The sequence below is a fragment of the Acinetobacter sp. YH12058 genome, assembly GCF_013419805.1.
GTDB lineage: Bacteria > Pseudomonadota > Gammaproteobacteria > Pseudomonadales > Moraxellaceae > Acinetobacter > Acinetobacter towneri.
Genome location: NZ_VOZL01000007.1, coordinates 41947 through 67815, shown reverse-complemented (window position 1 = coordinate 67815; position 25869 = coordinate 41947). Strand labels below are relative to the sequence as shown.

Below are 25869 nucleotides of genomic sequence, written 5' to 3'. Positions count from 1 at the left end.
ATTCAATAGAATCAATTAAGGGGCAATTGCTGCCCCTTATTTTTGAATAGTACGACACTGTTTTAATAATTGCTGACAAACTGCGCTAACCATTGCAGTGGTAATTTGAGTTTCTTTACCTTGCTCATCCACAATATAACCGTTATGTGTCACTTTACGATCTAATACTTTTAAACTCTTTTGAATCACAACTTTACTCATACCCATGACATACCTCATTTGCTAAACCGAGGGAGATGTTCGGCTTTGGCTACTCTGTATGCTTAGTATTGAGAATTCACTCAAAAAAGTAAAATTTCAGATGTAACAACTGTTTAGCGATATCCTGTTACAATTTCAGCTCAGAATGATATCGTATTGCTCTTGCGTATATAAATTTTCCACCTGAAATTTAATCACACGGCTGACAAAGTGCTCTAAATCCGCCACTGCTGGCGCTTCGGCAGTTAACAATCGGTCAATCACCGATGGGTGTGCAACGACAGTAAAGCCACGTTGTGATTCAAATGCGCGTGCATATCTTAAAATTTCTCGAAAAATTTCGTAACACACTGACTCTGCTGTTTTGACATATCCCCGCCCCTGACAAGTTGGACAGGCTTCACAAAGTAAATGTTCTAATGATTCACGGGTGCGTTTACGGGTCATCTCGACCAAGCCCAGTTCAGACACTTGGGTAATTTTGGTCTTGGCATGATCTCGTTCAAGCATACGCTCAAACTGACTCAAGACTTCATCACGATGCTGTACTTCTTGCATATCAATGAAGTCGATAATGATGATGCCACCCAAATTACGCAAACGTAACTGGCGGGCAATGACCTGTGTCGCTTCCATATTGGTTTTAAAAACAGTGTCTTCTAAAGTCCGACCACCGACATAAGAACCCGTATTCACATCAATGGTGGTCATGGCTTCGGTCTGATCAATCATCAGATAACCGCCTGACTTTAATGCCACACGGGTTTGCAACGCTTTTTGAATATCTTCTTCGACATTGTATAAATCGAACAGTGGGCGCTCGCCTGGGTAATGAATCAGGCGATTGTGCATATTGGGCACAAACTCATCCACAAATTCTTTTAATTTGGCGTGAATTTCACGAGAATCGACATAAATTTTGGCGGTGTTATCATTCGCCAAATCACGAATTACGCGTTGCGGTAACGGCAACTCTTCAAAAATCAAAGAAGGCACAGCAATGCTTTTTTGTTTACGCTGAATGTATTCCCACAATTTTGCCAAGTAACACATATCTTGCACTAAGGCCGCTTCATCGACGCCTTCGGCTGCTGTGCGTACAATCACTGAGCCTGGTAATTTATGCTCAGCCTGAATGGTTTCAATGATCCCGCGTAGACGCTCACGTTCTTCACTCGATTCAATGCGTTGTGATACGCCAATATGACTGCCATACGGCATTAGAACCAAATAACGCGAAGGAATGGAAAGATCAGTGCTCAGTCGTGCGCCTTTAGTACCGAGCATATCTTTCATCACTTGCACGGTCAGAATTTGCCCAGGCTGCAATAATTCAAAGACATTCGGTGTAGGTTGGCTGCGCGGCCAAATCATGTCATTGATATGTAAAAAAGCAGTACGCGATAAGCCAATATCGACAAAAGCGGCTTGCATGCCTGGCAGCACGCGCACCACTTTGCCTTTATAAATATTGCCCACCAAACCACGCTTGGCTGTACGCTCAACGAATAGTTCATTGACCGTGCCGTTTTGAATTAACGCCACCCGACACTCCATCGGTGTGACGTTAATCAACAACTCGTCAGACATAATAAAACTCAAAACATTATAAAAATTTTTGTGCAGCAGTTAATTTAGTGCCTTAACTGTCTGTAATAACTGTACGGTTTCATAGAGTGGCAGGCCGACAACATTGCTATAACTGCCCTCAATACGCGGAATATAACGTGCTGCGATGCCCTGAATCGCATAAGCACCCGCTTTTCCAATCGGCTCACCTGTTGCCCAGTAGCTTTCCATATCATCTAGGCTAAGCGATTGAAATTCAACCTGTGTACGTACCACTATACTGGATTTTTTCTGTTTTGTACGCACACAAACCCCTGAAAAAACATCATGTTTTCGACCAGAAAGTTGTGACCAAATGGCAAAGGCATGTGCTTTGGATTCTGGCTTGCCCAAAATCTGCCCATCTACGCCTAGACTGGTATCGGCAGCAATCACAATAGCATCAGGAAATAGCCGTAAAACCGCATCGGCTTTGGCACATGCCAACCGCTCAACATACGCGGCAACATCTTCGCCCGCTAAAATAGATTCATCGATGTCTGGACTGTAAATTTCAAATTCCAGCCCAAGCTGTTGCAGGAGTTCCCGACGGCGCGGTGAACTTGAGGCAAGAATTAAATGCGCCATTTTCGCAAGAAATAATACAGCACAGGCCAGAGCAAAATACTACTCAGCAAAGGTTGCCAATGACGGGCAAATGGGAACTGAATCCCACCCATGACTTGCATCACCCAAATCAGGGCGAGGTGAGCCAAAATTGCGATTACACTAATGACCCATAAATTCGCAAACGTCATAATACGGCGCTCACGAGTCAGGAAACGCGCCACAAAAGTAATCACCACAAAACTCAAGGCATTCATGCCCAAAGGTGCATCGAGGAGCAAGTCTGCAAACAAGCCTGTACCAAAGGCAAACCAAATACCACACCAAGTTGGTTGCCCAAGCACCCAAAACAAGGTCACCATCAACATAAACAATGGTCGCCAACCCGAGCCTGTATAAGACAGCGGATACACCATGAGTACAGATGCAGCAATTACAGAAAAAATAATCGGAAATAGTGGATCTTTATTCTTGTTTTGTCCGAGTCGGGTTTGTCCAATTTTAGCGATTGGCATTTGGCTGCTCCTTCGCTAAAGATTCTGAGAACAGCACCACCACATGATGACCACCCGCCAATTGTGCTGCAGGCATCACATCAATTTGTGCAAACTCACCAGAATTATGTCGGCTGATTTTGGCAATGCTTCCAACCAAATATCCTGCAGGGAAATGCTCGCCCAAGCCTGAGCTATAGACTTTCTCTCCAACCTGAATATTGGCACTGGTCGGTACATATTCCATTTTCAAACGCCCTAAATCGCCCGTACCCGACACAATGGCTCGCATGCCTGTATGTTCCAAACGCACTGAAAGTGAGTGTTCTTTGTCAGAAAGCAACATGACACGGCTACTGTGTGGATACACCGCAATGATCTGCCCCATAATGCCTTTATCATCCAAAACGGTTTGCCCGACTTTGAGCTGATTTTGTGAACCACGGTTAATCACAATAATGTGGCGCAAAGGATCGGCATCGGTACCAATTACTTCAGCAATTTCCATGCGTCCATCAATGATTAGAGGCGTATCGAGTAGACCACGCAGGCGGGTATTTTCTGCAGAGAGTTCAGACAATTTTTGCAAACGGACTTGAGCCTGTAATAGCTCTGCCTGCATCGCGGTATTTTCACGACGCAATTGAGCCTCAGACTTACTTTGTTGACTTAGCCATTCTCGCGACAATACAGGATAGCTTGCAAGGGCATAAATTGGATTATATGCCGCATACAAAACATCACGTGCAGGTTGAATTACATGCGGGACACGCCAGTTAAAGAACAGGATGACCAAGCAAGTAATGACCGCAATTATAAAAGAGCGAAAAGATGGCGGTTGTCTGGAAAACAGATTTGTTTGCACCGCCGAATCCTATGTATTAGCCAACAAATAACATATCGTGGTTTGGATTATCAAAGAATTCCAAGACCTTGCCACCACCACGGGTAACGCAAGTTAATGGTTCTTCTGCGACTACCACAGGCAAGCCAGTTTCTTGTGCCAAAAGCTTGTCTAGGTTACGCAATAACGCACCGCCACCGGTGAGCACAATTCCACGCTCTGCAATATCGGAAGAAAGTTCTGGTGGAGTTTGTTCCAGTGCAGATTTTACTGCCGATACAATGCTTTGTAACGGATCAGAAATGGCTTGGGTAATTTCATCAGAAGTTACAGTAATGGCACGTGGCACACCTTCTGCCAAGTTACGACCACGCACTTCAATTTCCAGTGGTTTAGCACCTTCATCTGGCAATGCCATGCCAACTTCTTTCTTAATAGTTTCTGCTGTGGTTTCACCAATCACACAACCATGTGCCTTGCGCACGTAGTTAATGATTTGCTCATCAAACACATCGCCACCAATACGCAATGAATCTGAATAAACACAACCTTGTAATGAAATAATCGCGATTTCTGTCGTGCCACCACCAACATCTACCACCATTGAGCCACAAGCTTGCTCGACAGGCATACCTGCACCAATTGCTGCTGCCATTGGCTCTTCAATTAAACGTACATCACGTGCGCCCGCATTAAACACGGCTTCACGAATGGCACGGCGCTCTACCAAAGTAGATTTGCATGGTACACACACCACTACACGCGGTGCAGGTGGGAATAAACGTTTTTCATGCACTTTGCCAATAAATTGGTTCAGCATGGTTTCAGTCACTTCAAAATCAGCGATAACACCATCTTTCATTGGGCGAATTGCAGAAATGTTTGCAGGGGTACGACCCAACATTTGTTTGGCATCAAGACCGACTGCGGCAACAATTTTCTGTGAACCGCTGTGACGAATTGCCACAACTGTCGGTTCATTTAATATAATGCCTCGTCCTGGCGCATAAATAAGTGTATTTGCTGTACCTAAATCAATGGCTAGGTCTGGCGAAAACAAGCCAATTAGTCGTTTTAGAATCACGGAGTCGTTCTCGATTAAACTTTATGTGGACGCAAGTTGGCAACTTTAACTAAATGTGGTGCGTTGAACAAGTCAATCGCTTATTATAACGCACGATATTTTGAAATTTTTTATTAATACTGATTTTAGGTGATGTTATGTCTACCTCGGATGCTCAGCATTCTGCAGATTTAAATGCACAAACAGTTTCAGCAATTGCCCATCTTGCTCGTCTTAAACTCAATGATACGCAATCTGCTGAGTATGCTCAAAGTCTAAATAAAATTTTAGGCATGATGGAAAGCTTAAAAGGCATAAATACCGATGACGTTGAGCCTTTAAAAAGCCCATTTGACCACCCTCAACCATTACGTGAAGACGTCGTAACCGAACAGAATCATCGTGAGCAATATCAAGCTGTTGCCCCTGCAGTTCAGGATGGCTTGTACCTTGTTCCACGTGTGATTGAATAATTTATTCGGCTGTTACATTTTGACTTCATAAAAAGGTAAAAGAATTTTTCTCATGACAGATTTACATCGCTTATCGATTCGTGAAATCTCTGAGGGTTTAGCGGCAGCCAAATTCTCCTCTCGCGAACTAACAGAACATTATTTAAAACGTATTGCCAAAATTGATCCGCAAGTGCGCTCTTATGTCACCGTGACCAATGAAGTAGCACTGGCACAGGCGGATGCAGCCGATGCATTACGTCAGGCGGGTCAAGCGACAGCACTGACAGGTATTCCTGTTGCACATAAAGATATTTTTTGTACCCAAGGCATTAAAACCTCTGCGGGTTCAAAAATGCTGGACAATTTTATCTCGCCTTATGACGCAACTGTGGTGGCACAAGGTAAAAATGCAGGTTTGGTCACTTTGGGTAAAGTGAACATGGACGAATTCGCAATGGGTTCAACCTCTGAAAGTTCGTTCTATGGCGCGACCAAAAACCCATGGGCACTTGACCATGTACCGGGTGGTTCGTCAGGTGGTTCTGCTGCTGTCGTGGCGGCTGACCTTGCACCATTTGCTACAGGTACAGATACAGGTGGTTCAATCCGTCAGCCTGCGTCTTTCTGTGGTTTGACTGGTCTCAAACCAACTTACGGACGTGTTTCACGTTACGGCATCATCGCTTATGCATCATCTTTAGATCAGGCAGGCCCAATGGCACGCTCTGCAGAAGACTGCGCATATTTAATGAATGTAATGGCAGGTCATGACGCCAAAGACTCAACCTCTATGGATAAAGCGGTTGAAGATTATGTGGCGAACCTGAATGCAACAACGCTCAAAGGCTTACGCATTGGTATTCCGAAACAATACTTCAATGTGGCTGGTTTAGATGCTGCGGTGAAAGCACGTGTTGAAGAATCACTAAAAAAATTAGAAGAATTGGGTGCAGTATTGGTTGAGATTGATCTCAACATGACTGAAAGCTACGTGCCAACTTACTATCTGATTGCCCCTGCAGAAGCATCATCTAACCTTTCTCGTTACGATGGTGTGCGTTATGGCTACCGTGCAGAAAATCCTCAAGATATTTTAGACCTCTACAAACGCTCGCGTTCTGAAGGTTTTGGTGCAGAAGTACAACGTCGTATCTTGATTGGTACTTATGCCCTTTCTGCAGGTTATTACGATGCCTATTACGTGAAAGCGCAAAAGGTGCGTCGTTTAATTCAGCAAGACTTCTTAAAAGCCTTTGAACAGGTCGATGTGATTGCAGCACCAACTGCACCAACAACTGCCTACAAAATTGGCGCGTCTTTAGACCCTGTTGAAATGTATTTGGGTGATATTTACACCATTGCGGTGAACTTGGCAGGCTTACCAGCAATTAGTGCGCCTGTTGGTTTTGACCAAGACAACTTGCCTGTTGGTTTACAACTGATTGGCAACTACTGGTCTGAATCACAACTGCTATCTGTGGTACATCAATACCAACAAGCGACAGACTGGCATAGCAAACGCGCGGCAATTGCTGAGGAGAATGCATAATGGCGAGCAATCAAAAGAAAGCGAAATCAAACCTGATTGATGGCTGGGAAGTCGTAATTGGGATTGAAATTCACACGCAACTTGCAACCAATTCTAAAATCTTCTCAGGTTCATCAACCGAATTTGGTCAAGACCCAAATACGCAAGCCAGCCTTGTTGATTTAGCTATGCCGGGCGTCTTGCCTGTGTTGAATAAAGAAGTGGTGGATTTGGCAATCCGTTTTGGTTTAGGTATTGATGCCTACATCGACCAAGCGTCTGTGTTTGCGCGCAAAAACTACTTCTACCCAGACTCGCCTAAAGGCTACCAAATTAGCCAGATGGATAACCCGATTGTAGGCTTGGGTCATATCGACATCCAACTTGAAGATGGCACGACCAAACGCATTGGCGTAACCCGTGCACACCTTGAAGAAGATGCGGGTAAGTCGATTCATGATCAATTTGAAGGCATGTCAGGTATTGACCTCAACCGTGCAGGTACGCCTTTGCTTGAAATTGTATCTGAACCCGATATGCGTTCGGTTGAAGAAGCGGTTGCTTATATTAAAGCGATTCACACTTTGGTACGTTGGTTAGGCATTTCTGACGGCAACATGGCAGAAGGTTCATTCCGTGCGGACTGTAACGTGTCGCTACGTCGTCCGGGTCAACCCTTCGGTACACGTTGTGAGCTTAAAAACTTGAACTCATTCCGTTTCATTGAACAAGCGATCAATGTTGAAATTGAACGTCAAATGGAAATTTTGGAATGGGATGGCACGATTGACCAAGAAACACGTTTATTCGACCCTGTGAAGATGGAAACGCGTTCAATGCGTTCGAAGGAAGAAGCCAACGATTACCGTTACTTCCCTGATCCAGACTTGTTGCCTGTGATTATTCCTGATGCGCAAATTGAAGCCATTAAAGCAACTATGCCTGAGCTTCCTGCTGCACGTCGTGCACGTTTCGTGGCGGACTTTGGTGTGACTGAGTACGATGCTCACGTGCTCACATTGACTCGTGAAATGTCAGAATTTTACGAAGCTGTAGTTGCTGCGGCTGGTGGTGCGGCACAAGGTAAGATTGCTGCAAACTGGGTAATGGGCGAATTCTCAGGTGCTTTAAATAAAGCAGGCTTAGACTTGGCTGATTCTCCTGTATCTGCGGAAAAACTTGGCGGTATGATCGCGCGTATTGTGGACAACACGATTAATGGTAAGATCGCGAAGCAAGTATTCGGCTTTATGTGGGAAGAAGGCAAATCTGCGGATGAAATTATTGCTGCAAAAGGCTTGAAACAGGAAACTGATACAGGCGCAATTGAAGCAATTATTAAAGACGTACTTGCTGCGAACGAGAAGATGGTTGAAGAGTATAAATCTGGTAAAGAGAAAGCCTTTAACGGTCTTGTTGGTCAAGTGATGAAAGCTGCGAAAGGTAAAGCCAACCCTGCACAAGTAAATGAATTAATGAAGAAATTGATTGGTTGATTAATTGACTAATTATTTGTTTTTATGAGATAAAGACCCTACCTTGTGTAGGGTTTTATTTTTAGAGAAAAAAATGGTTTTAAAAACGATCTTTAATGTTTCAGAAGAAAAAACAGCAAAATTAGCAGTATTAATTGATGCAGATAATGCTTCTGCAAAAGATATTGAAAATATTTTAAATGAGATCACTCAATACGGTGAGGCAACGGTAAAACGTATTTATGGTAACTTTGTCAGTCAAAATGGGAGTTGGAAGCAAGCTATTAATAATTTAGCTATTAAACCTATGCAGCAATTTGCTTATACAACAGGTAAAAATGCAACCGATGGTTTTATGATTATCGATGCAATGGATTTACTTTATACAGACCGTTTTGATGGCTTCTGCCTTGTATCAAGTGACAGTGACTTTACAGCCTTAGCAATACGCATTAAAGAGCAAGGGGCCACCGTTTATGGATTTGGCAAGAAACAAACGCCCGAAGCCTTCCGCAATGCTTGTTCTCACTTCACCTATGTAGAGAACCTAAGTGGATATGAAGAACCTCAAATTAAAGAGCTCCCTTTGATTGAAACGAAGAAAGAACAGAATCCTCAACCCTCTAGTAAAACTGAAGCCTTAAACAACACCACTTCAGCGCAGAAACTACCACTACATATTATTAAACAAATTTTTGACAATCATGATACTGAATGGATTCCAGCTTCTTCATTTACATCGCAATGGAAACTTTTACAAAATGACTTTGATCCCAGAAACTATGGCTTTAAAAAAGTTGTTGATTTGATTAAAAGTTATACAAATATTTTTGACTATGACGAACGTATTTTTGATAGTGGACATAAACAAATTTACATAAAATTAAAAATTTAAAATTAAAAGTTGGGCTTTGAAAGTGAGAGTTACCCTCACTTCATGCCTCTCAACATATTCTTAGCCCCTGCGTGATTATAATTGTTGGCTAAATTCTGCAAAATACGTTTCGCCTGCGCATCTGAATTTGGAAAACGACTCCGATAACTCGAAACACCCGTTAAACAACGTGCCACCAACATGCCAGATTCTGTATAAATACGTGTACCCTCTGCGCCCTGTAACTTGCCATAGTTATAAGCACGTTGCGCATTATTACAGGCATTAATCTGATTACGCCCACTATTTAAATCACGACGTGCTGCAACATATAAACGTGTCTGTTGCTGTTGTGGTGTCTCAACCACGCGTGGTGGAGCTGTTTTTACTGGCGCAACTACAGGCTCTTTTTTCTCTTCAGGTTTTTCTTTCATTTCAGCAACTTTGGTTGCATTTGTTGTTTTTGGATTACTTTGAGCTGCTTTAGGTGCAGCCTTTGCAGGTGTAGAAACCGCGCGGTAAAAACGTCGTGCTTCATCTTCAGACATTATTTTAGTAACCAAACTCACCACTCGCGCTTCACCACGCTGTTCCAACTGTCGCTCTGCCACAGGCTCGATAGACACAATCCAACTTTCGCCCTGATTACCTACACAACGGTATGCCCCAATCCCCTGTTTTACATCTCGATAAGTATTGAGTAATTTTTTAGACCATGCATTTTTAACTAAACTCATTGAGCTTTTATAGGCAAGCGTTAAGCGTCCATGTTGTGACTGACAATAGCTGCCCATATATTTACGTGGAATCATAGATTCAGCAGGCTGATCTTTGCGCTGTGGCCCCCAATAATAGACATATTCTTTAGCGGCACCACTGGGCTGATTTAAGTTTTTTTGAACAATCAGTTCTTGTGCAGATGCAAAATGCTTCACCGAATTTGGGCTATATTGATCGACTGTTGCACAACCAAATAATAGGCTGCCCACCCCCCCCATCAAAAGTATTTTTTTGCAGGTCACGTTTCAATTCTCAATTGTTTTTATAGGAATGAAAATATATGAATTAGCGGAAAATAACAAATCTAACACCTTGATTTTATAGTTAAATAATCATCGCTTTATTTGAATCGCGTTTGATATTTTTATAAAACAATCCAATTCATCACAGTTTTTTATGATTTTGAATACTAACACTCATATTATTTTTTATACAACTGTTCAGATCTATTTATATTTAGCAATCATGGCTCTGAACATGTGAACGCGACATCCACAACAAATCATGGATGTCGCCACCACAACTAGTGATCCAATGTCGATTCAAATGCTTTTAAACGCTTATGAATAGACAAGAGCTCAATAATAGTCGGCCAAGACGCGATGAGGTACTGGAACGACTCACGGACTTTGCCAAATACGTTGGCGATTTGCATCATCAAGCCCAAGGTAATTGCCCCTGCGGCAATGCTTGGGAATAACACAAATAAGCCGTAAATATTGTCTAATTGCATATACCAAATACGCACCAAGTTAAAATAGGCGTAGTGGAAATATAGACGGAAATAATTAAAGCGCACCTTGCTAAACAGTTCTTTTAAACTCAGCGGATCGGCACGTTCTGGATGATCTTCACCATAAACCAGTTCTTTACGATATGCAGCTTCGACTTTTTGGTTGTTAAATTCCAAACCTGGAAGTTTTGCACCCACCACCATCAACACCACCGTACCAAATACTGCCCAGCCAACAGCCGCCCACACTAAGGCATACGGAATTTCCCCAATTATAGGCAAGGCTTTGACATGCACAGACAAACTAAACAGCACAGGTAAAAATGCCAACAAAGTCATTAGGGCTTCGACTAAATTCACCCCTAAAGTTTCCATGGTTCTGGCAAAACGCATGGTATCTTCTTGAATACGCTGTGATGCACCTTCAATATGTCTGAGTTTTTCCCAATGTGCGGTGTAATAATTATTCATTGCCGTACGCCAACGGAAGACATAGTGACTGACAAAAAACAAGTTCAAAACCATTAAGGTCACAGCCACCATGGCGATGTATAAAAAGGTCAGCACGCCTGTATAGAGCTCATTGACATCTCCACCACCACTACTGAGCATTTTTTGAATCAGGTCATAAAATGGGTTGTACCAAGCATTCACCACAACATTGACTTGTACCCCAAACCAAATATTGAACAGGATGAATGCCGATCCCCATACCGACCAACGCTGCCACGGGTTATTAGATTTAAATTTCCAAAAGGTGGCAAAAATAGTGGTTGATACAAAAAACCAGAAATAAAACCATAAAAATGCAGGTGACCAAAAACGACTGACATCAATGGGTAATGTTGCTTCGGCATAACCTTGTGGGAAGCCAATCCAACTGCCCCATGCGCTACCGCCTGAATACCACAAAGCCAGATTAATGGCGAACCAAACAAGCAATGAAATAAAAAACCACTTTGGATTTGGAAAAAATGACTTAAACATGCAGACAAAAAGCCTTTATTTTTTAAATTGGAATGTAAAACCCAGTGCCTTCACCACTTAAAAAAGCGTGAATGGATACTTTAACTTTTATACTTTATACGCTGTTTTTTCAGCAATAATTTTATTTTTATACTGAAAACTGTAAATTTCATCAATCGGCTATATTTTACTGCGCTGTTCATTTGCCATTCATCTAAGAAATTACATCAAATTTCAATTTCTTATATTTTTAAAATGTCAAATTATGAAGTATTGGGCAAATTTATTGCGATTTTTTGACCAACAATTCAAGTACAAAATATTTAAACCCGACACAAATTTACGATTTTGTGTAGATTATTCATCAATTTACTATATAATACAGTTGATTAAAAATAACTCATTTAGGGTGCGGTATGGAATCTCCAACAGAAAACATTGCTATTGAGCTACTTGAACCTATTGTTCTACGTAAAGAAAACTGCGCACCAATTGAATTCGAGCAAGGTACAATTTTAAAAGTTTTATTGGTTAATCCTAACTCCTACTTGGTTACCGTAGACGACGAATTTAACTTTACTGTCTCTTTAGAAGATGAAAATAAGGTGTGGCGTAAACTTTAATTACTGAGTCGCCACAAACTTTAATGATTGAATGTACGCAAAGCACATTCAATCATTAGATAAAGCTTGATAAATACGCTACTGCTTTCATGGCTTATAAAAACTAAACTTTCATTACACCTATCAATCACAGCATCCTTTTAATTTTTCAGAAGTCCACTTCGGGTATGGCTCTCTGAAAATGTTGCCTAAGATTCAGTTTTCAATCCTCTGTATATCATTGTAGATTTTGCAACAATCTCATCAAAATCACCTTTATATTGGGCAAAATGAGATAAAAATTAGCTTTAAATTTTCATCTTATTTTCTCTATAAAAATCAATAAAATATACCAATTGATCAAACCAAAACAACAACAGCAATGACTTTAAATTCACTTTTACAACTAAGCAAAACCAAAATTAATCAAAAATTATGATAAGATCATGCTTCTTGTAAAACACATTTTTTTATAAAGATGAGTTGCTTAAGCAATTTTTACTGTCTTTAGTGTGTTTTATTTTTTCTATTTTTTTAATTCACATCCTATTTTGACAAGATCTACTTGATCTCTAAATTTAGGATTGTATTTGCTTATTTTTATAATGCGGATATTTAAAATCCTGAATTGTGTCACTCAAAATTGGAGAAGTAATTAAGAACTCAAAAACTAATGGAGATAGCAATGGATCGAATTGCAATTATTGGCGCTGGCCCAAGCGGCATGGCCCAATTAAGAGCGTTTCAGTCAGCAAAGGCCAAAGGTCTACAAGTTCCTGAAATTGTATGTTTCGAAAAACAAAATGATTGGGGTGGACTCTGGAACTATACTTGGCGCACAGGTATAGATGAACATGGCGAACCTGTCCACGGCAGTATGTACCGTTATTTATGGTCAAATGGCCCTAAAGAAGCGCTAGAATTTGCCGATTATACTTTTGATGAACACTTCAAAAAACCAATCGCGTCTTATCCGCCACGCGCAGTGTTGTGGGATTATATTCAAGGTCGTGCAGAAAAAGCACAGGTGAAAGACTTAGTCCGCTTTAATACCGCCGTTCAGCATATTCATTATGATGATGCGACGCAAAAATTTACGGTTGATGTCGAAGATTACGCACAGCAACGTCATTATTCAGAACAGTTTGATTATGTTGTGGTGGCCTCTGGGCACTTTTCTACCCCGCGTGTCCCTGTTTATGAAGGCTTTGATCAATTCCATGGTCGTATTTTACACGCGCATGATTTCCGTGATGCACTGGAATTTAAAGGTAAATCAGTGCTGTTGGTGGGCAGCAGCTACTCTGCCGAAGACATTGGTTCGCAATGTTATAAATACGGCGCCAAACAAATTTACAGTTGCTATCGCAGTAAAGCCATGGGCTTTAAGTGGCCCAAAAACTGGTCTGAAAAACCACAATTACTGCGTGTAGATGAAAATACTGCTTATTTTGGTGATGGAACATCGGCCAAAATTGATGCCATTATTTTATGTACGGGCTATTTACACCACTTCCCGTTTATTGAAGATGGCTTGCGCCTCAGAACGCATAACTGCCTTTATCCACTAGGTTTATATCAAGGTGTGGTTTGGGAAAAGAATCCACGTTTGTTCTATTTGGGTATGCAAGATCAATGGTACACCTTCAATATGTTCGATGCGCAGGCATGGTTTGTCCGCGATGTGATTTTGGGCAAAATTGCGTTGCCAAGCATAGACGAAATGCAAAGCCATACCCAAACCTTGCATGAAAAAGAACAACGCTTAATGAGCGATGAACAATCTGCACGTTTTCAAGGGGATTACATCAAACGCCTGATTGCGCAGACCGACTATCCATCTTTCAATATTGATGCAGTACACGATATTTTCATGCAATGGAAAAAGCATAAAAAAGAAAATATTATGGGCTTTAGAGATAAAGTTTATCGCTCAGTGATGACAGGAAAAATGGCTAAACCGCATCACACACCATGGCTTTATGCACTAGATGATTCTTTGGAAAGTTATCTAGAAGATGAAGCTCAACGTGAGGCAATGTAAGGCGTAATCTAAAAGATCAAAGTAACGAAAAAACCGCTACAAGCCTCAAAAGTTTTGCTGATGAGGCTTGTGGTTTAAAGATTTATTTCAACTTAGCGTTATTTTAGAAATAGCGCTGATTATAAGTCTGACTTAGCACGTTTTAAGGCTTGTTGCCAGCGCGCTAAATGTTCTGCACGCTCTGCTTCATTCATTTGGGGTTCAAATACCCGATCTAACAGCCAAGATGCTGAAATTTCAGATAAGTCAGAAAATACACCCGCCTTTAAACCTGCCATAGCTGCTGCTCCCCAAGCGGTTGATTCCAACATTTTAGGACGTAACACAGGCACATTTAAAATATCGGCTTGGAATTGCATCAACATATCATTTTGACTAGCACCACCATCGACTCGAAGCTCTTTCAGTGGATGATCTAAATCGGATTGCATCGCAGTGAGTACATCCGACACCTGAAATGCAATGGATTCCAAGGCAGCACGGGCAATATGTGCCTTGTTGGTGCCACGTGACATTCCACATAAAAGCGCTCGCGCTTCACTGTCCCAATGTGGCGCACCAAGCCCTGTAAATGCAGGAACTAGCACTACACCATCGCTAGAAGTTACACTATTGGCAAGTTGTTCCACATCGCTGCTTTTTTGGATAATACCCAAACCATCGCGCAGCCATTGCACTACAGCACCTGCCATAAAAACACTGCCTTCAAGGGCAAAATGGGTTTGATTTTGACATTGCCACGCCAAAGTGGTAAGTAACTTATTTTGGCTAAATTGCACCTGATTGCCTGTATTAAACAACATAAAACAGCCTGTACCATAGGTGTTTTTTGCTGTTCCAACTTCAAAGCACGATTGCCCAAACAACGCCGCCTGCTGATCGCCTAAAATACCTGTAATTGGGATATTCGCGCCCAATAAACCCGTTGCGGTATCTGCAATATAGCTGTCGGATGCAATAATTTTGGGTAAGACCGATGCGGGAATTTGAAATAATTCCAGTAATTCTTCATCCCAAGTTTGGCGATGTAAATTCATCAACATCGTTCTTGAAGCATTACTCGCTTCAATGACATGCTCTGCGCCTTGGGTCAAATTCCAAATTAACCAACTGTCGATGGTGCCAAAAGCCACGTGCCCCTGTTGTGCCAATGCTTTTAACCCATCGACATGCTCAAGCAACCACACCAGTTTGCCTGCACTAAAATACGGATCGATACGCAGACCTGTTTTTTCCTGAATCAATTGCATCTGGTTATTTTGAATCAACTGATGACACCAATCAGCCGCACGACGATCTTGCCAAATTATGGCAGGTGCCAGTGGTTTGCCTGTGCGTTTATCCCACACCACTGTGGTTTCACGTTGATTGGTCACGCCAATCGCGTGAATGTCTTTAGCCAAAACACCTGCAGTCGCCAGAGCCTGTTGCACCACAGCAATTTGATTTGACCAGATTTCTTGAGCATCTTGCTCCACCCAACCTGAATATGGGGTCTGGATATGGGTTTCTCGTTGTGCCGTTGCCTGAACTTGTCCGTGTTCATTAAAGATGATGGCACGACTAGAAGTTGTGCCTTGGTCGAGTGCTAGTAAATAACTCATATTTTTTATTGTGTTTGACTTGAAAAATAAAATATTAGCGCAATTATGTAACTAAGCGCATCGAAATGTGTAATTGTGCAGAAAATACATCGTAATTTTTGCCAGCTATGCTATGATTGCGCTGTGATATGGGGGTGTTATTGGCTTCGACGCTGATGATGAAGCTCATAGATGCATGCCGAGAGCGCATTTTCTCTCGTAAATCAAATTTGCATTAAAATAGTCGCAAACGACGAATCTTACGCTCTAGCTGCCTAAGGGCCGCTTGTCCGCTTCACTGAATACTTGTGGTCAGTGAACCCGACTGAAGCGCACGCACACAAGTCCGTATAGAGTTGAGCCTCGGGACTTTATACCAAACTTAGAGGATCGCACTTTGAACCCTGTTCGTCGGGTCTTAGAGTGTTAAAACAATAGACGATATCTAAGCATGTAGTATTCTCGAGTGTAGTGTTGGCGGACGCGGGTTCAACTCCCGCCACCTCCACCAAATTCTTAAATTCATATGAAGTTACATAACTAAATATGACTAAAAAAGCCTTAAACATCAGTGTTTAAGGCTTTTTCTATGGGTTTTGCGTCCAATGCTATCCAGAACAAATTGACCCAAATTTGAATAAATTGGGTCAAAATTGCGTCAATTTGACCCACAACTTTTAGATCTATAATGACCTGAAGCGAAGTACATCTCTCAAACAACCCTTGTCATAAATTTGTAATGTTTGTTGCTTATAAATTCTTAGAAATTTCAACTTTATATTTTAAGGTTCAGGAATGTCAGCAAACATCAGCTTAAAGTATCTAAATTCATTGATCAGTGATGCTCAGACTAAAGGCAATAAAATTGAGAAAATATTATTGGGCTATAAGGCTTATTATTTTTTCATGTCAGATAGTGATTTCCATAAGGCAGTGACTAGCTCTGCACTCTCGCCAAGCAAACGTAAATATAAAGACCATAAAATTAAAGTGACCCAAGACGACTATCAAATTGAGGTAAAACTTCACGAAAAATGATCAGGATTGCTCACTTTTGCACAATACAGGTTCAAATCCACTTTTAGGATTTAAGCCTTTTTATTGGACGGTTTATTCATCTCCAAACATTTTTCGCTTTCATCCCCCAAACCGAATAACTCTCCCGCACAATAACAAAATAGATTATATTCTCCTTAATTGATAAAAAATTATGCGGAGTACACATGCAGGTATTTCCCTTAGGCAAGCGAACGATTTCCGTGATTGTGGTCATTGTAGCTTTGGTTTTATTGTTAATTTACGTAGTCTTACGCACAGGCCCATTTGCCCCTGTCAACGTCACCCTCACGCAAGCCAAATACCAATCCATTCAACCTAGCCTGTTTGGCATAGCTACCGTTGAAGCGCGTTATAACTATAAAATTGGCCCAACTGCAGCAGGTCGCTTAAAAAACTTAAAAGTAGATATTGGCGATAACGTACAAGCAGAACAACTGTTAGGCGAAATGGATCCTGTCGATTTGGAAGATCGTTTATTGGCTCAACGTGCGATAATCCAAAAAATTACCGCTCAGCAACAAGACACTCAAATCCGTCAAAATTTTGCGCAGCAACAAGTCAAGCGTTATCAACAACTGGCCAAAATCAATGCCACCAGCCAAGAATCTTTAGCCATTAAACAACAAGAGCTCGATTTGGCAACGGCGGCACTCAGCGCGATGCAACAAGAACTCAATAAAGCACGTGCAGACCTGAATACCTTACAAGCACAGCGTGATAATTTAAATTTAGTGGCCACAGCTGCAGGTGTCGTCACTGCACGTTATGCAGAACCGGGTTCAACGGTGGTAGCAGGTCAAACCGTACTAGAAATTGTCGATCCTAACTCCATTTGGATGAATGCCCGTTTCGATCAATCCAGTGCGATTGGTTTAGCTGCTGACTTACCAGCTCAAATTCATTTACGTTCACGGCAAAATAATGCTTTGGCAGGTCATGTGTTATGGGTAGAACCTCGTGCCGATGCCATTACCGAAGAAATTTTAGCTAAAGTGGTTTTTAATCAACCTCCAACGCCTCTTCCGCCTTTGGGTGAGTTAGCAGAAGTCACCATCAGCCTCGCACCATTGGCACGCAGCTTAACCATTCCCAATGCGGCAGTTCACCGTATCAATAACCAAGTAGGCGTGTGGAAAGTTGTGGCCGAAAAGCCGCAATTTGTTGAAGTTCAATTAGGACGTTCAAATTTAGCGGGCGATGTGCAAGTGCTCGCAGGCTTATCCGAAAATGATCAAGTGGTGCTGTATAGTGAAAAACCCCTACATGCCAAAAACCGTTTACGGGTTGTCAAGCAACTTGCAGGAGCAGCTAAATGATTAGTCTGGCAGGTCGTGATATTTTCCATTCATGGGGTAAATTTGTATTTACTGGCTTTGGACTCGGCTTGCTGATTGGTGTGACCTTAATTATGGCTGGCGTGTATCGCGGCATGGTAGATGATGCCAAAGCCCTGCTGAATAACAGTGGTGCTGACCTATGGGTAGTGCAGCAAGATACACTTGGCCCTTATGCAGAACCTTCAAGTGTGCGTGATGATTTATATCGCAGCGTGATGAATATGCCCGGGGTGGCGCATGCTTCAAATATTACTTATTTAACCATGCAAGTGCATCATCAAGATAAAGATATTCGCTCGATGGTGGTCGGGATTCAAACAGGTGAACATGCGTGGAATAACTTGGGGTGGCCGCCACATTTATTGGCAGGACGTCAATTGACCCGCGGGCACTATGAAGCCGTAGCCGACATGAGTACGGGATTAAAGTTGGGTGATCGTATTAAAATCCGTCGTAACACCTTTACCGTGGTGGGTTTAACCCGACGCATGGTGTCTTCGGGTGGTGACCCGATGATTTTTATTCCGCTGAAAGATGCACAACAGGCGCAATTCCAAAAGGACAATGCTGCCATTTTACAAGACCGTAGACGAATTGCAGTAAACCCAATTTATAACCGCCCTGCTTATCCTGACTTGCTTGAAAGCGTACTCAATGCACAAAGTAGCAACCGTTATGTGAATGCTATTTTAGTCCGTTTAAATGCAGGTGCTTCAGCTGAAGAAACAGCAGCACATATTCAGCGTTGGCAACAACTAACAGTCTATACCCGCCCGCAGATGGAACACATTTTAATCAGCAAAATGATTGCCACATCCGCCAAACAAATTGCCATGTTTTTGGTGATTTTGGCCTTGGTCAGCGCCGCGATTGTGGCATTTATTATTTATACCCTGACTATGGACAAAATTCGTGAAATTGCGGTCTTAAAATTAATTGGCACACGCAATCGCACAATCGCTTGGATGATCTTGCAACAAGCACTCGCGCTTGGATTAATTGGGTTTGCTGTTGGTAAAATCAGTTCAACCTTTGCCGCACCATATTTCCCGAAATATGTCTTATTGGTTCCGCAAGATTCTATTTTTGGATTTATTGCGGTGATGCTGATTTGCATGTTAGCCAGTTTGGTTGCAATTCGGATGGCACTGCGCATTGACCCTGCCGAAGCAATTGGGGGATAACATGACACACGGCATTTTAATTGAAGGTTTAAAAAAGCGTTTTGGACAAGGTGACAATGCCTTTTATGCCTTAAAAGATGTCAAAATGCAGGTTGCACCCGGTGAAGTGGTTGGGCTGATTGGCCCCTCAGGTTCGGGTAAAAGCACCTTGCTCAAATGTTTAGGTGCCGTGATTGATCCTACCGAAGGACGCATGACTTTGAGCGATGAGGTGATTTTTGATCAACGTTGGTTAGTCAAAGACTTAAGTGCCTTACGCCGCGATAAAATTGGTTTTATGTTCCAAACCCCGTACTTAATTCCTTTTTTAAATGTTTTGGATAATGTAGCGCTGCTGCCGATGTTAGCAGGCGTAGCCAATGACATTGCCCGCGCCCGCGCATTGGAAATTTTAACGGCGCTCGATGTGCAGCATCGGGTACATGCCATGCCTGGGCAATTGTCTGGTGGTGAACAACAGCGTGTCGCCATTGCACGTGGTTTGATTAATCAACCGCCTGTGATTTTAGCCGATGAACCCACTGCACCATTGGATAGTGTACGCGCGATGACCGTGATTCGCTTATTACACGAAATGGCAGAAAAATTTCAAACTGCAATTATTGTAGTCACACATGACGATAAAATCATCCCTACCTTTAAACGCTTGTACCACATTCGAGATGGTGTGACTTATGAAGAACAAGGCGAAGGACGTCCTTTTAAGTAGGCTCTAAAGTTTTCAGCGCTGGAAACTGATGTTTTAGCTCAATATCAAAAGCAATAAAATATCTGCATTTCAAGTTACATGCGACACAATGCTAAAAAACGGTTGATGTGGTATTCTGATAGCATCAGAAATGCAAAAATATAATACTTACTAGCTTCATACTGTTCTTGGAATTTAATCAAAATACGCATATATTGATTAAATAGAGCAATTTATTCTTAATCCAAGAATTGACGCGCTAACCATGAAACTTAATCACCTAGAGGTTTTAGATATGTCAACTAGAAACCGAACCAATGAAAGTGAAATCGCTACAGCTGCAGCTGACGTTTTGCGTGAACGCTTCATTGCAGTAGCTCACAGTGATCGAGTACTTTATGTGGAAAATGATGCCTTAGTCAGCAAAACCCCGAATGGCAAACCAGTTTTAATCAAACAGTTATCTGGTCGGAACCCTGATCTAGCCCGCCAGTTTAATGGTCGCAGAACCTTTAAAATTAGAAAACGTAACATAGAGGCTACTGCAGAATAATTTATGTTGCCAAAAACACCTCGAATCAGAATGTTTGCGGGTCCAAATGGATCGGGCAAAAGTACGATGATTAATGGTTTAGATAGCCGTTTATCTAAATTGTTTTTGAATGCTGACAACCTTGAGCGCGATCTTAAAGCCACACCCATTCTTGATCTAAGTCAATTTGATATACGCATTAATGCAAACATATTGGTTGATTATCTTACTCAAGCAAGTCGACCACTAAAAAATGCAGATGGTACTCTAAGCAAAAGTCCTCTCCTCTCAGTAGATCCTGTGATTAATGGAAGCTTAATCGACTTAAGCGGGAACACGATTGATTCCTACCTCGCAGCCCGAATTCTTGATGTCATCCGTAAAGAGTTACTTACGCTTAAGGTTGGATTTACATTTGAAACCGTAATGTCTCATGAGAGTAAAATCGAGTTTTTGCGAGATGCTAAAACGCAAGGCTATCGTACCTATTTATACTTTGTGACGACTGAGGACCCTGATATTAATGTGGACCGAGTTAAACAACGTGTGAAAAATGGTGGTCATCCAGTCGAAGAAATTAAAATCCGTGAACGCTATTTCCGCACTATGCACATGTTGATTGATGCGATTGAAGTATCTGACCGAGCGTATTTATTTGATAACTCAAGTAATGCGACCAAGAATATGGCTTCTTATATCTGTGAAGTGACTAACGGAGATACATTGATCATTAATCCAGATTTTAAAGGAGAGTTTCCGATCTGGTTTGAAAAATATGTACTTGTTCATTTGGTTGATGAAGAATAAAAAAACCGCGCTTGAATCATTCAAACGCGGTTTTTTAAATATTCACAGGTCAGTAAACTGAACCCATCGGCATCTTACTCAGCCAACATTTTACTCAGTATTCATAGCCATTGTTGATTGACCATTGCTGCAATTTGCCATAATAGATTTCATCGTTGAACAGTAGGTCTGCTTTAGAGGCAGCATTACTTTCTTCAGTTGGGCAGAAACCATCATCACAATCGGCATCGACAACCCAGCAACCACGAACGAACAATACTTTATTGCCTTCTTGCTCCAGTTGTTTCTGAACGCGATCAATCGCTTCATGTAAGTCATCTGCGCCTAAATATGCGGTCAAATACGCATAAGAGCCTGTTTCATCGGATGCTTTGCGGAACTCGACACCCACACAAAATAAATGTTTTTTCATTCTTGGCTCCTTGTCATCTTATACAGCTAAACTAATCTTTAATTTGGTCTAGGTCTAGTGCTTTTTCTTACACTTAACAATACGTTACCTATTCACAATACTGCAGTTCAAAGTAAAAACATAGTATCCAAATATTAGACTTAAGCCATAATCGCTGTATAAATGAGGTAGAGCGCAACACCAATGACTGTTGTAGCAAATACCTTTTGTACAGTATTGCTATTCATGCGATGTACCAAAGTACGTCCAAGTAACATCCCGACAATACACGCCAGAACAAAGGTGATGGTGACTGCCATTGGGTACTGAAAGCCATCTAAAACGTGTGCTGAAATACTCACGCCACCAATCAGGAAAATAATCATCAAAGAGGTTGCGACGATACTGCGCATATCCAAATCGGTAAATTTACGCAATAACGGCACAATAATAAAACCACCGCCCACACCCAACAAACCCGTCAACAAGCCTGCAATTACACCAACACCACCAAGCAAAGACGCCGTTTTAACATTCCAAATTAAGCGTCCTGTGTTTTGGTTTACCTTACACGGTGGATTAATTTGGTCGTTGACTTTATTAAAGAAAATACGATACGCCACAATAAACATGACCAGACTGAACGCCAGTGTTAACCAAATGGGCGGGACAATACCTGCCAAATGCACCCCATAACGTGCAGATGGAATACTGATTAAGGCAATCCACAATGCAGCACGATAACGCACAATACGTTTGAACAAGCCTTCAACTGTGCCAACCAAAGCTGCCAAAGTGACTGCCAATAAACCCACGGGTGCAGCCTGCACCACAGTCCAGCCTTGGCTTGCCATAAGAGCAGGAACGGCAAGAATACCGCCCCCTGCCCCTGTCAAACCCAGCAAAGTACCAATCGCCAAGCCTTCTAGGATTAACATCCACATGCGTATTTTCCCCTATTCCATCACTGTGTTGTGCTGTGCAAGCATTACTTGCCGCAAACTTTATTGGCAGGCAAAGCCACATCAATATGTTTTGGATAAGGCAGTTTTAAATTCTGCATGAGGGTAATAAATTCCGCTTTGGTGCGCCCTTGTCCTAAACGCGAGTTATTGCGTTTTTCCTGCCCAACGGTAGAAGACACACGCCCTTTGTAGTCATGCCCTGGGTACACCAAAGTGTCATCAGGTAAGCTAAAAATTTGTAGATGAATGCTGTCATATAAAGTCGCCGGGTTGCCTTCCTGAAAGTCAGTACGACCACAACCATCAATTAACAACGCATCGCCAGTGAATACCATGCCATTGACCACATAGCTGGTACAGGCGTTGGTATGACCCGGGGTATAACGTGCTTCAATCAATAATTCACCCACACGAATGGCGCTGCCATCGGTAATGAAAATATCGCCACACACCACACCTGAATTACGATGTAATACAGTTTTACAACCAAAACGTGTTCTGAGTTCGTTGGCAGCAGTAATATGGTCAGCGTGTACGTGCGTATCTAAGCTATACACCAATTGCAAATCATGCTGTTCTAGAAAAGCAGTATATTGCTCAACCTCTGAAATTACAGGGTCAATCAGCACCGCTTCACGGGTTTGTTCAGATGCCAATAAGTAAGTATAGGTCGAGCTGTCAGCTTCAAAAAATTGATGAAAGATCATGAAATATACACCAAGTTTTATATTTTGTTATTCTTAATTTTGCAAATATAGTGCCAACTTAATCTCTTTTAAATATATTAATAAAATACAATATATTAAGAGATATTATTTAATTTAGATCATCCTCCATGTTTCACATCTGTTGCATTTTGTGTTTCAATTGAATCAATAATGAAACAAAAGATGAAACATCATGAATTCGATACATGACTTTGAACAACAAGCCAGTCTTGAAAGCTTTTTGTTTCATTTACAACAACTTTGTCCAGACAGTTTGCTCTATGTTTATGACGACATTGCTCAAACATGGATTTATGAATATGCACAAGATGCTTCTGTTTCTGCAGCTACGGGTAAAACATTAAAAAACCAATTATTGAAATTAAAACTACAATCACAATCAGCATCACAACCACAGACAGGTCTGCTGCAACTCCCGAATAGTGCTAAGGCATGGCACTACCACAGCTTAAATATTCGTGTCCATACAGCCGATTTCACAGGATGTTTATTCTTTCTGCAGCCTAGCGTTGCAACAGTGTCATCACAAACACTCACCCCATCTGCCCAAGCACAAAATAGTTTGGCGGAGTTTTTCCATAGTGATTCGCCACAAATGCAGCATATGTATTCCATTATTGAACGGGTAGCGATTACTGAGTTTCCTGTTTTGGTGCGTGGTGAATCTGGTAGTGGTAAAGAGTTGGTGGCGCAAGCAGTACATGCACGCAGCCAACGGCATGCACAAGTCTTTATTGCGATTAACTGCGCGGCTTTAAATGCCAATATTTTAGAAAGTGAATTGTTTGGGCATGTGAAAGGTGCATTTACAGGGGCAATTCGTGAGCATAAAGGTGTGTTTGAACGTGCTGCAGGTGGTACTTTATTTTTAGATGAAATTGCAGAAATTCCACTGGAACTGCAAGCCAAATTATTGCGAGTATTAGAAACGGGCGAATTCACCCCTTTGGGCGGTGAAAAAGCGATTAAATCGAATGTCAGAATTATTACCGCAACCCATCGCGCTTTACGTGAAGAAGCGCGTTTAGGCAGATTTCGCCAAGATTTACTTTATCGTTTACGGGTGATTCCAATTTTTGTGCCACCACTACGTGAACGTAAACAAGATATCCCTAAAATTGCAGCATTTATTTTGCAACAACAAGCCCAGTTTCAGGTCACGCCACATTTGACCGAGCAAGCACTGAAGGTATTAATCAATTACGACTGGCCGGGCAACGTGCGTGAATTAAAGAATACCTTGCTGTATGCATTGACCATGTCAGCAGGTAAAACGGAAATTGATCAACACGATTTACCCGATGAAATTGTGCATGCTAGTTTGAAACTCGCCACAGCTACCCCAACGCCACAACCTATTGAGCTGCCCATCAAAACCAACAATAAAGTAGATAAAGACACACTGCAGGATTTACTGGAAAAATATCAGGGGCAAACTGAATTGGTGGCACAAGCCTTGGGCATTAGCCGAACCACCTTATGGCGTTATCGAAAAAAATATCATTTATGAGGCGGAAGTTTGCTGAATAAAGGACGCTTTGCTTTGATCTGCATATTCATAAATGGTGTCTAAATCTTTTTGAATGGCAGCTGCGACTCGGCTAGGCATCAACTGATTCAGTTTGACAAAGACTTTTTCAGGATAACCGACCTGATAGGATTGACGGTCTGTTTGTAAAAATTGATACAGTTCTTGTGCCACAAATTCAGGTGAATCCACTTTTGTACCCATTTTGATATTCATTTCAATCACATCGGGATTGTTCATACTGGTATTGGTCGCGCGTGGGGAGAAATATCTAAAACGAATGGCAGTCTGACAATACTCTCGCGCCAACGCTTCAGTTGCACCACGCAAGGCAAACTTACTGGCGCAATAACTCACATAGCCAGGATAGCCGATGCTGCCAAAAGTCGAGCCAATATTGATGATCTGACTCGGCTGACTGTCCGACATATATGGAATCACATCCTGAATCAGTTGCAGCGGATAAGCCACATTGACCAACATCATTTGCTCAATGGTATCCTGTGATTGCTGCGCAAACAGACGAAAATCATTCATGCCTGCATTGTTAATATAGTAATGAATCGGCTGTTTTAATGCGGCAAGTGCCTGAATAAAATCATGACGACTGCTGGCATCAATTAAATCACAACGCAGACTGTGTAATTGCAACTGAGGATACTGCTGCGCCAGACTTTGCTCTAGTTGTTGCAAGGTGTCTTGCTTACGCCCAACCAAAATTAAGTTTAAGCCTTTTTCAGCAAAATGATGCGCAATCGCATGACCAATCCCGCCTGTTGCCCCGAAAATCACCGCAGTTAAATTTGACATAAAAGATACTCTCAATTTTAAGA

At 41.9% G+C, this 25869-nt stretch carries 26 protein-coding genes and 1 other RNA gene; 14 read left to right on the top strand and 13 right to left on the bottom strand.

Annotated elements, in window-relative coordinates; all coding sequences use genetic code 11:
• Positions 1-36: 36 nt before the first annotated feature.
• From FTU09_RS06425 to FTU09_RS06400, 6 genes are all read right to left on the bottom strand, one after another.
• Entirely contained in the window at positions 37-207 is a 171-nt protein-coding gene (locus tag FTU09_RS06425) for a PA1571 family protein (protein ID WP_004975418.1), read from the bottom strand.
• Positions 208-336: 129 nt separating this feature from the next.
• A complete protein-coding gene (gene rng / locus FTU09_RS06420) occupies positions 337-1791 on the bottom strand; it encodes a ribonuclease G (protein WP_104852376.1) in 1455 nt (484 codons plus the stop codon).
• Positions 1792-1830: 39 nt separating this feature from the next.
• Positions 1831-2397 (bottom strand): Maf-like protein, encoded by a 567-nt coding sequence (locus FTU09_RS06415; protein WP_004975413.1) that lies wholly within the window; start codon positions 2395-2397, stop codon positions 1831-1833.
• Positions 2385-2891 carry a rod shape-determining protein MreD gene (gene mreD, locus FTU09_RS06410; protein WP_154320436.1) on the bottom strand — a complete coding sequence of 169 codons (507 nt, stop codon included), beginning with the start codon at positions 2889-2891 and terminating at the stop codon, positions 2385-2387. The genes FTU09_RS06415 and mreD overlap by 13 nt, the downstream gene beginning before the upstream one ends.
• Complete coding sequence (mreC, locus tag FTU09_RS06405; protein WP_167846190.1) at positions 2878-3735, bottom strand: rod shape-determining protein MreC; 858 nt, start codon at positions 3733-3735, stop codon at positions 2878-2880. Before mreC ends, mreD begins: the two co-directional genes overlap by 14 nt.
• 16 nt (positions 3736-3751) lie before the next feature.
• Positions 3752-4798: a rod shape-determining protein gene (locus tag FTU09_RS06400; RefSeq protein WP_004975408.1), complete on the bottom strand. Its 1047-nt coding sequence runs from the start codon at positions 4796-4798 to the stop codon at positions 3752-3754.
• A gap of 137 nt (positions 4799-4935) precedes the next feature.
• Here FTU09_RS06400 and gatC point away from each other — a divergent pair, with 137 nt between their 5' ends.
• From gatC to FTU09_RS06380, 4 genes are all read left to right on the top strand, one after another.
• A complete protein-coding gene (gene gatC / locus FTU09_RS06395) occupies positions 4936-5250 on the top strand; it encodes an Asp-tRNA(Asn)/Glu-tRNA(Gln) amidotransferase subunit GatC (RefSeq protein ID WP_004975405.1) in 315 nt (104 codons plus the stop codon).
• A 52-nt stretch (positions 5251-5302) separates the two neighbouring features.
• On the top strand, positions 5303-6781 hold the full coding sequence (gatA, locus tag FTU09_RS06390; protein ID WP_180060373.1) for an Asp-tRNA(Asn)/Glu-tRNA(Gln) amidotransferase subunit GatA: 1479 nt from the start codon (positions 5303-5305) through the stop codon (positions 6779-6781).
• Positions 6781-8256, top strand: a complete 1476-nt coding sequence (gene gatB / locus FTU09_RS06385; RefSeq protein ID WP_180079837.1) for an Asp-tRNA(Asn)/Glu-tRNA(Gln) amidotransferase subunit GatB — start codon at positions 6781-6783, stop codon at positions 8254-8256. Before gatA ends, gatB begins: the two co-directional genes overlap by 1 nt.
• A gap of 73 nt (positions 8257-8329) precedes the next feature.
• The gene (locus tag FTU09_RS06380; RefSeq protein WP_180061215.1) at positions 8330-9130 is read left to right on the top strand and encodes an NYN domain-containing protein; all 801 of its coding nucleotides are present in this window, start codon (positions 8330-8332) and stop codon (positions 9128-9130) included.
• A 35-nt stretch (positions 9131-9165) separates the two neighbouring features.
• Here FTU09_RS06380 and FTU09_RS06375 read toward each other — a convergent pair whose 3' ends face one another.
• A complete protein-coding gene (locus FTU09_RS06375; protein ID WP_180079859.1) occupies positions 9166-10107 on the bottom strand; it encodes a hypothetical protein in 942 nt (313 codons plus the stop codon).
• A 305-nt stretch (positions 10108-10412) separates the two neighbouring features.
• Positions 10413-11609 (bottom strand): peptide antibiotic transporter SbmA, encoded by a 1197-nt coding sequence (gene sbmA / locus FTU09_RS06370; RefSeq protein ID WP_180079836.1) that lies wholly within the window; start codon positions 11607-11609, stop codon positions 10413-10415.
• Between the two features lie 395 nt (positions 11610-12004).
• Here sbmA and FTU09_RS06365 point away from each other — a divergent pair, with 395 nt between their 5' ends.
• Together FTU09_RS06365 and FTU09_RS06360 are read left to right on the top strand one after the other, a co-directional pair.
• On the top strand, positions 12005-12211 hold the full coding sequence (locus tag FTU09_RS06365; protein WP_004975391.1) for a hypothetical protein: 207 nt from the start codon (positions 12005-12007) through the stop codon (positions 12209-12211).
• A 664-nt stretch (positions 12212-12875) separates the two neighbouring features.
• On the top strand, positions 12876-14234 hold the full coding sequence (locus FTU09_RS06360; RefSeq protein ID WP_104852384.1) for an NAD(P)-binding domain-containing protein: 1359 nt from the start codon (positions 12876-12878) through the stop codon (positions 14232-14234).
• Positions 14235-14353: 119 nt separating this feature from the next.
• Here the strand turns inward: FTU09_RS06360 and glpK are convergent, their stop codons facing one another.
• Positions 14354-15838, bottom strand: coding sequence for a glycerol kinase GlpK (gene glpK, locus FTU09_RS06355; RefSeq protein WP_180079834.1), 1485 nt, complete (start codon positions 15836-15838; stop codon positions 14354-14356).
• A 130-nt stretch (positions 15839-15968) separates the two neighbouring features.
• Between glpK and ssrA the strand changes: the two genes are divergently transcribed.
• The 7 genes from ssrA to FTU09_RS06320 all read left to right on the top strand — a co-directional run bounded on the left by ssrA (position 15969) and on the right by FTU09_RS06320 (position 21424).
• Positions 15969-16328, top strand: a transfer-messenger RNA (tmRNA) gene (gene ssrA, locus FTU09_RS06350).
• 284 nt (positions 16329-16612) lie between these two features.
• Positions 16613-16855 carry a hypothetical protein gene (locus FTU09_RS06345; RefSeq protein ID WP_004975383.1) on the top strand — a complete coding sequence of 81 codons (243 nt, stop codon included), beginning with the start codon at positions 16613-16615 and terminating at the stop codon, positions 16853-16855.
• A gap of 185 nt (positions 16856-17040) precedes the next feature.
• The gene (locus FTU09_RS06340; protein WP_179989355.1) at positions 17041-18192 is read left to right on the top strand and encodes an efflux RND transporter periplasmic adaptor subunit; all 1152 of its coding nucleotides are present in this window, start codon (positions 17041-17043) and stop codon (positions 18190-18192) included.
• Entirely contained in the window at positions 18189-19397 is a 1209-nt protein-coding gene (locus FTU09_RS06335) for an ABC transporter permease (protein WP_136144179.1), read from the top strand. Before FTU09_RS06340 ends, FTU09_RS06335 begins: the two co-directional genes overlap by 4 nt.
• Position 19398: 1 nt before the next feature.
• Positions 19399-20106, top strand: a complete 708-nt coding sequence (locus FTU09_RS06330; protein WP_180079832.1) for an ABC transporter ATP-binding protein — start codon at positions 19399-19401, stop codon at positions 20104-20106.
• 274 nt (positions 20107-20380) lie between these two features.
• A complete protein-coding gene (locus tag FTU09_RS06325; protein WP_004975373.1) occupies positions 20381-20638 on the top strand; it encodes a hypothetical protein in 258 nt (85 codons plus the stop codon).
• Positions 20639-20641: 3 nt separating this feature from the next.
• Positions 20642-21424 carry a hypothetical protein gene (locus FTU09_RS06320; RefSeq protein ID WP_228274505.1) on the top strand — a complete coding sequence of 261 codons (783 nt, stop codon included), beginning with the start codon at positions 20642-20644 and terminating at the stop codon, positions 21422-21424.
• 94 nt (positions 21425-21518) lie between these two features.
• Here FTU09_RS06320 and FTU09_RS06315 read toward each other — a convergent pair whose 3' ends face one another.
• The 3 genes from FTU09_RS06315 to FTU09_RS06305 all read right to left on the bottom strand — a co-directional run bounded on the left by FTU09_RS06315 (position 21519) and on the right by FTU09_RS06305 (position 23487).
• The gene (locus FTU09_RS06315; RefSeq protein ID WP_004975369.1) at positions 21519-21836 is read right to left on the bottom strand and encodes a hypothetical protein; all 318 of its coding nucleotides are present in this window, start codon (positions 21834-21836) and stop codon (positions 21519-21521) included.
• A 140-nt stretch (positions 21837-21976) separates the two neighbouring features.
• The gene (locus tag FTU09_RS06310; protein ID WP_179989626.1) at positions 21977-22759 is read right to left on the bottom strand and encodes a sulfite exporter TauE/SafE family protein; all 783 of its coding nucleotides are present in this window, start codon (positions 22757-22759) and stop codon (positions 21977-21979) included.
• Between the two features lie 44 nt (positions 22760-22803).
• Positions 22804-23487, bottom strand: a complete 684-nt coding sequence (locus tag FTU09_RS06305) for an MBL fold metallo-hydrolase (RefSeq protein WP_180038309.1) — start codon at positions 23485-23487, stop codon at positions 22804-22806.
• Between the two features lie 193 nt (positions 23488-23680).
• On the opposite strand from FTU09_RS06305, the gene FTU09_RS06300 reads away from it, so the two are divergent.
• A complete protein-coding gene (locus FTU09_RS06300; protein WP_180079830.1) occupies positions 23681-25018 on the top strand; it encodes a sigma-54-dependent Fis family transcriptional regulator in 1338 nt (445 codons plus the stop codon).
• On the opposite strand, the gene FTU09_RS06295 is transcribed toward FTU09_RS06300, so the two are convergent.
• The gene (locus FTU09_RS06295) at positions 25013-25846 is read right to left on the bottom strand and encodes an SDR family oxidoreductase (RefSeq protein ID WP_096902277.1); all 834 of its coding nucleotides are present in this window, start codon (positions 25844-25846) and stop codon (positions 25013-25015) included. The genes FTU09_RS06300 and FTU09_RS06295 overlap by 6 nt on opposite strands.
• Positions 25847-25869: the final 23 nt, after the last annotated feature.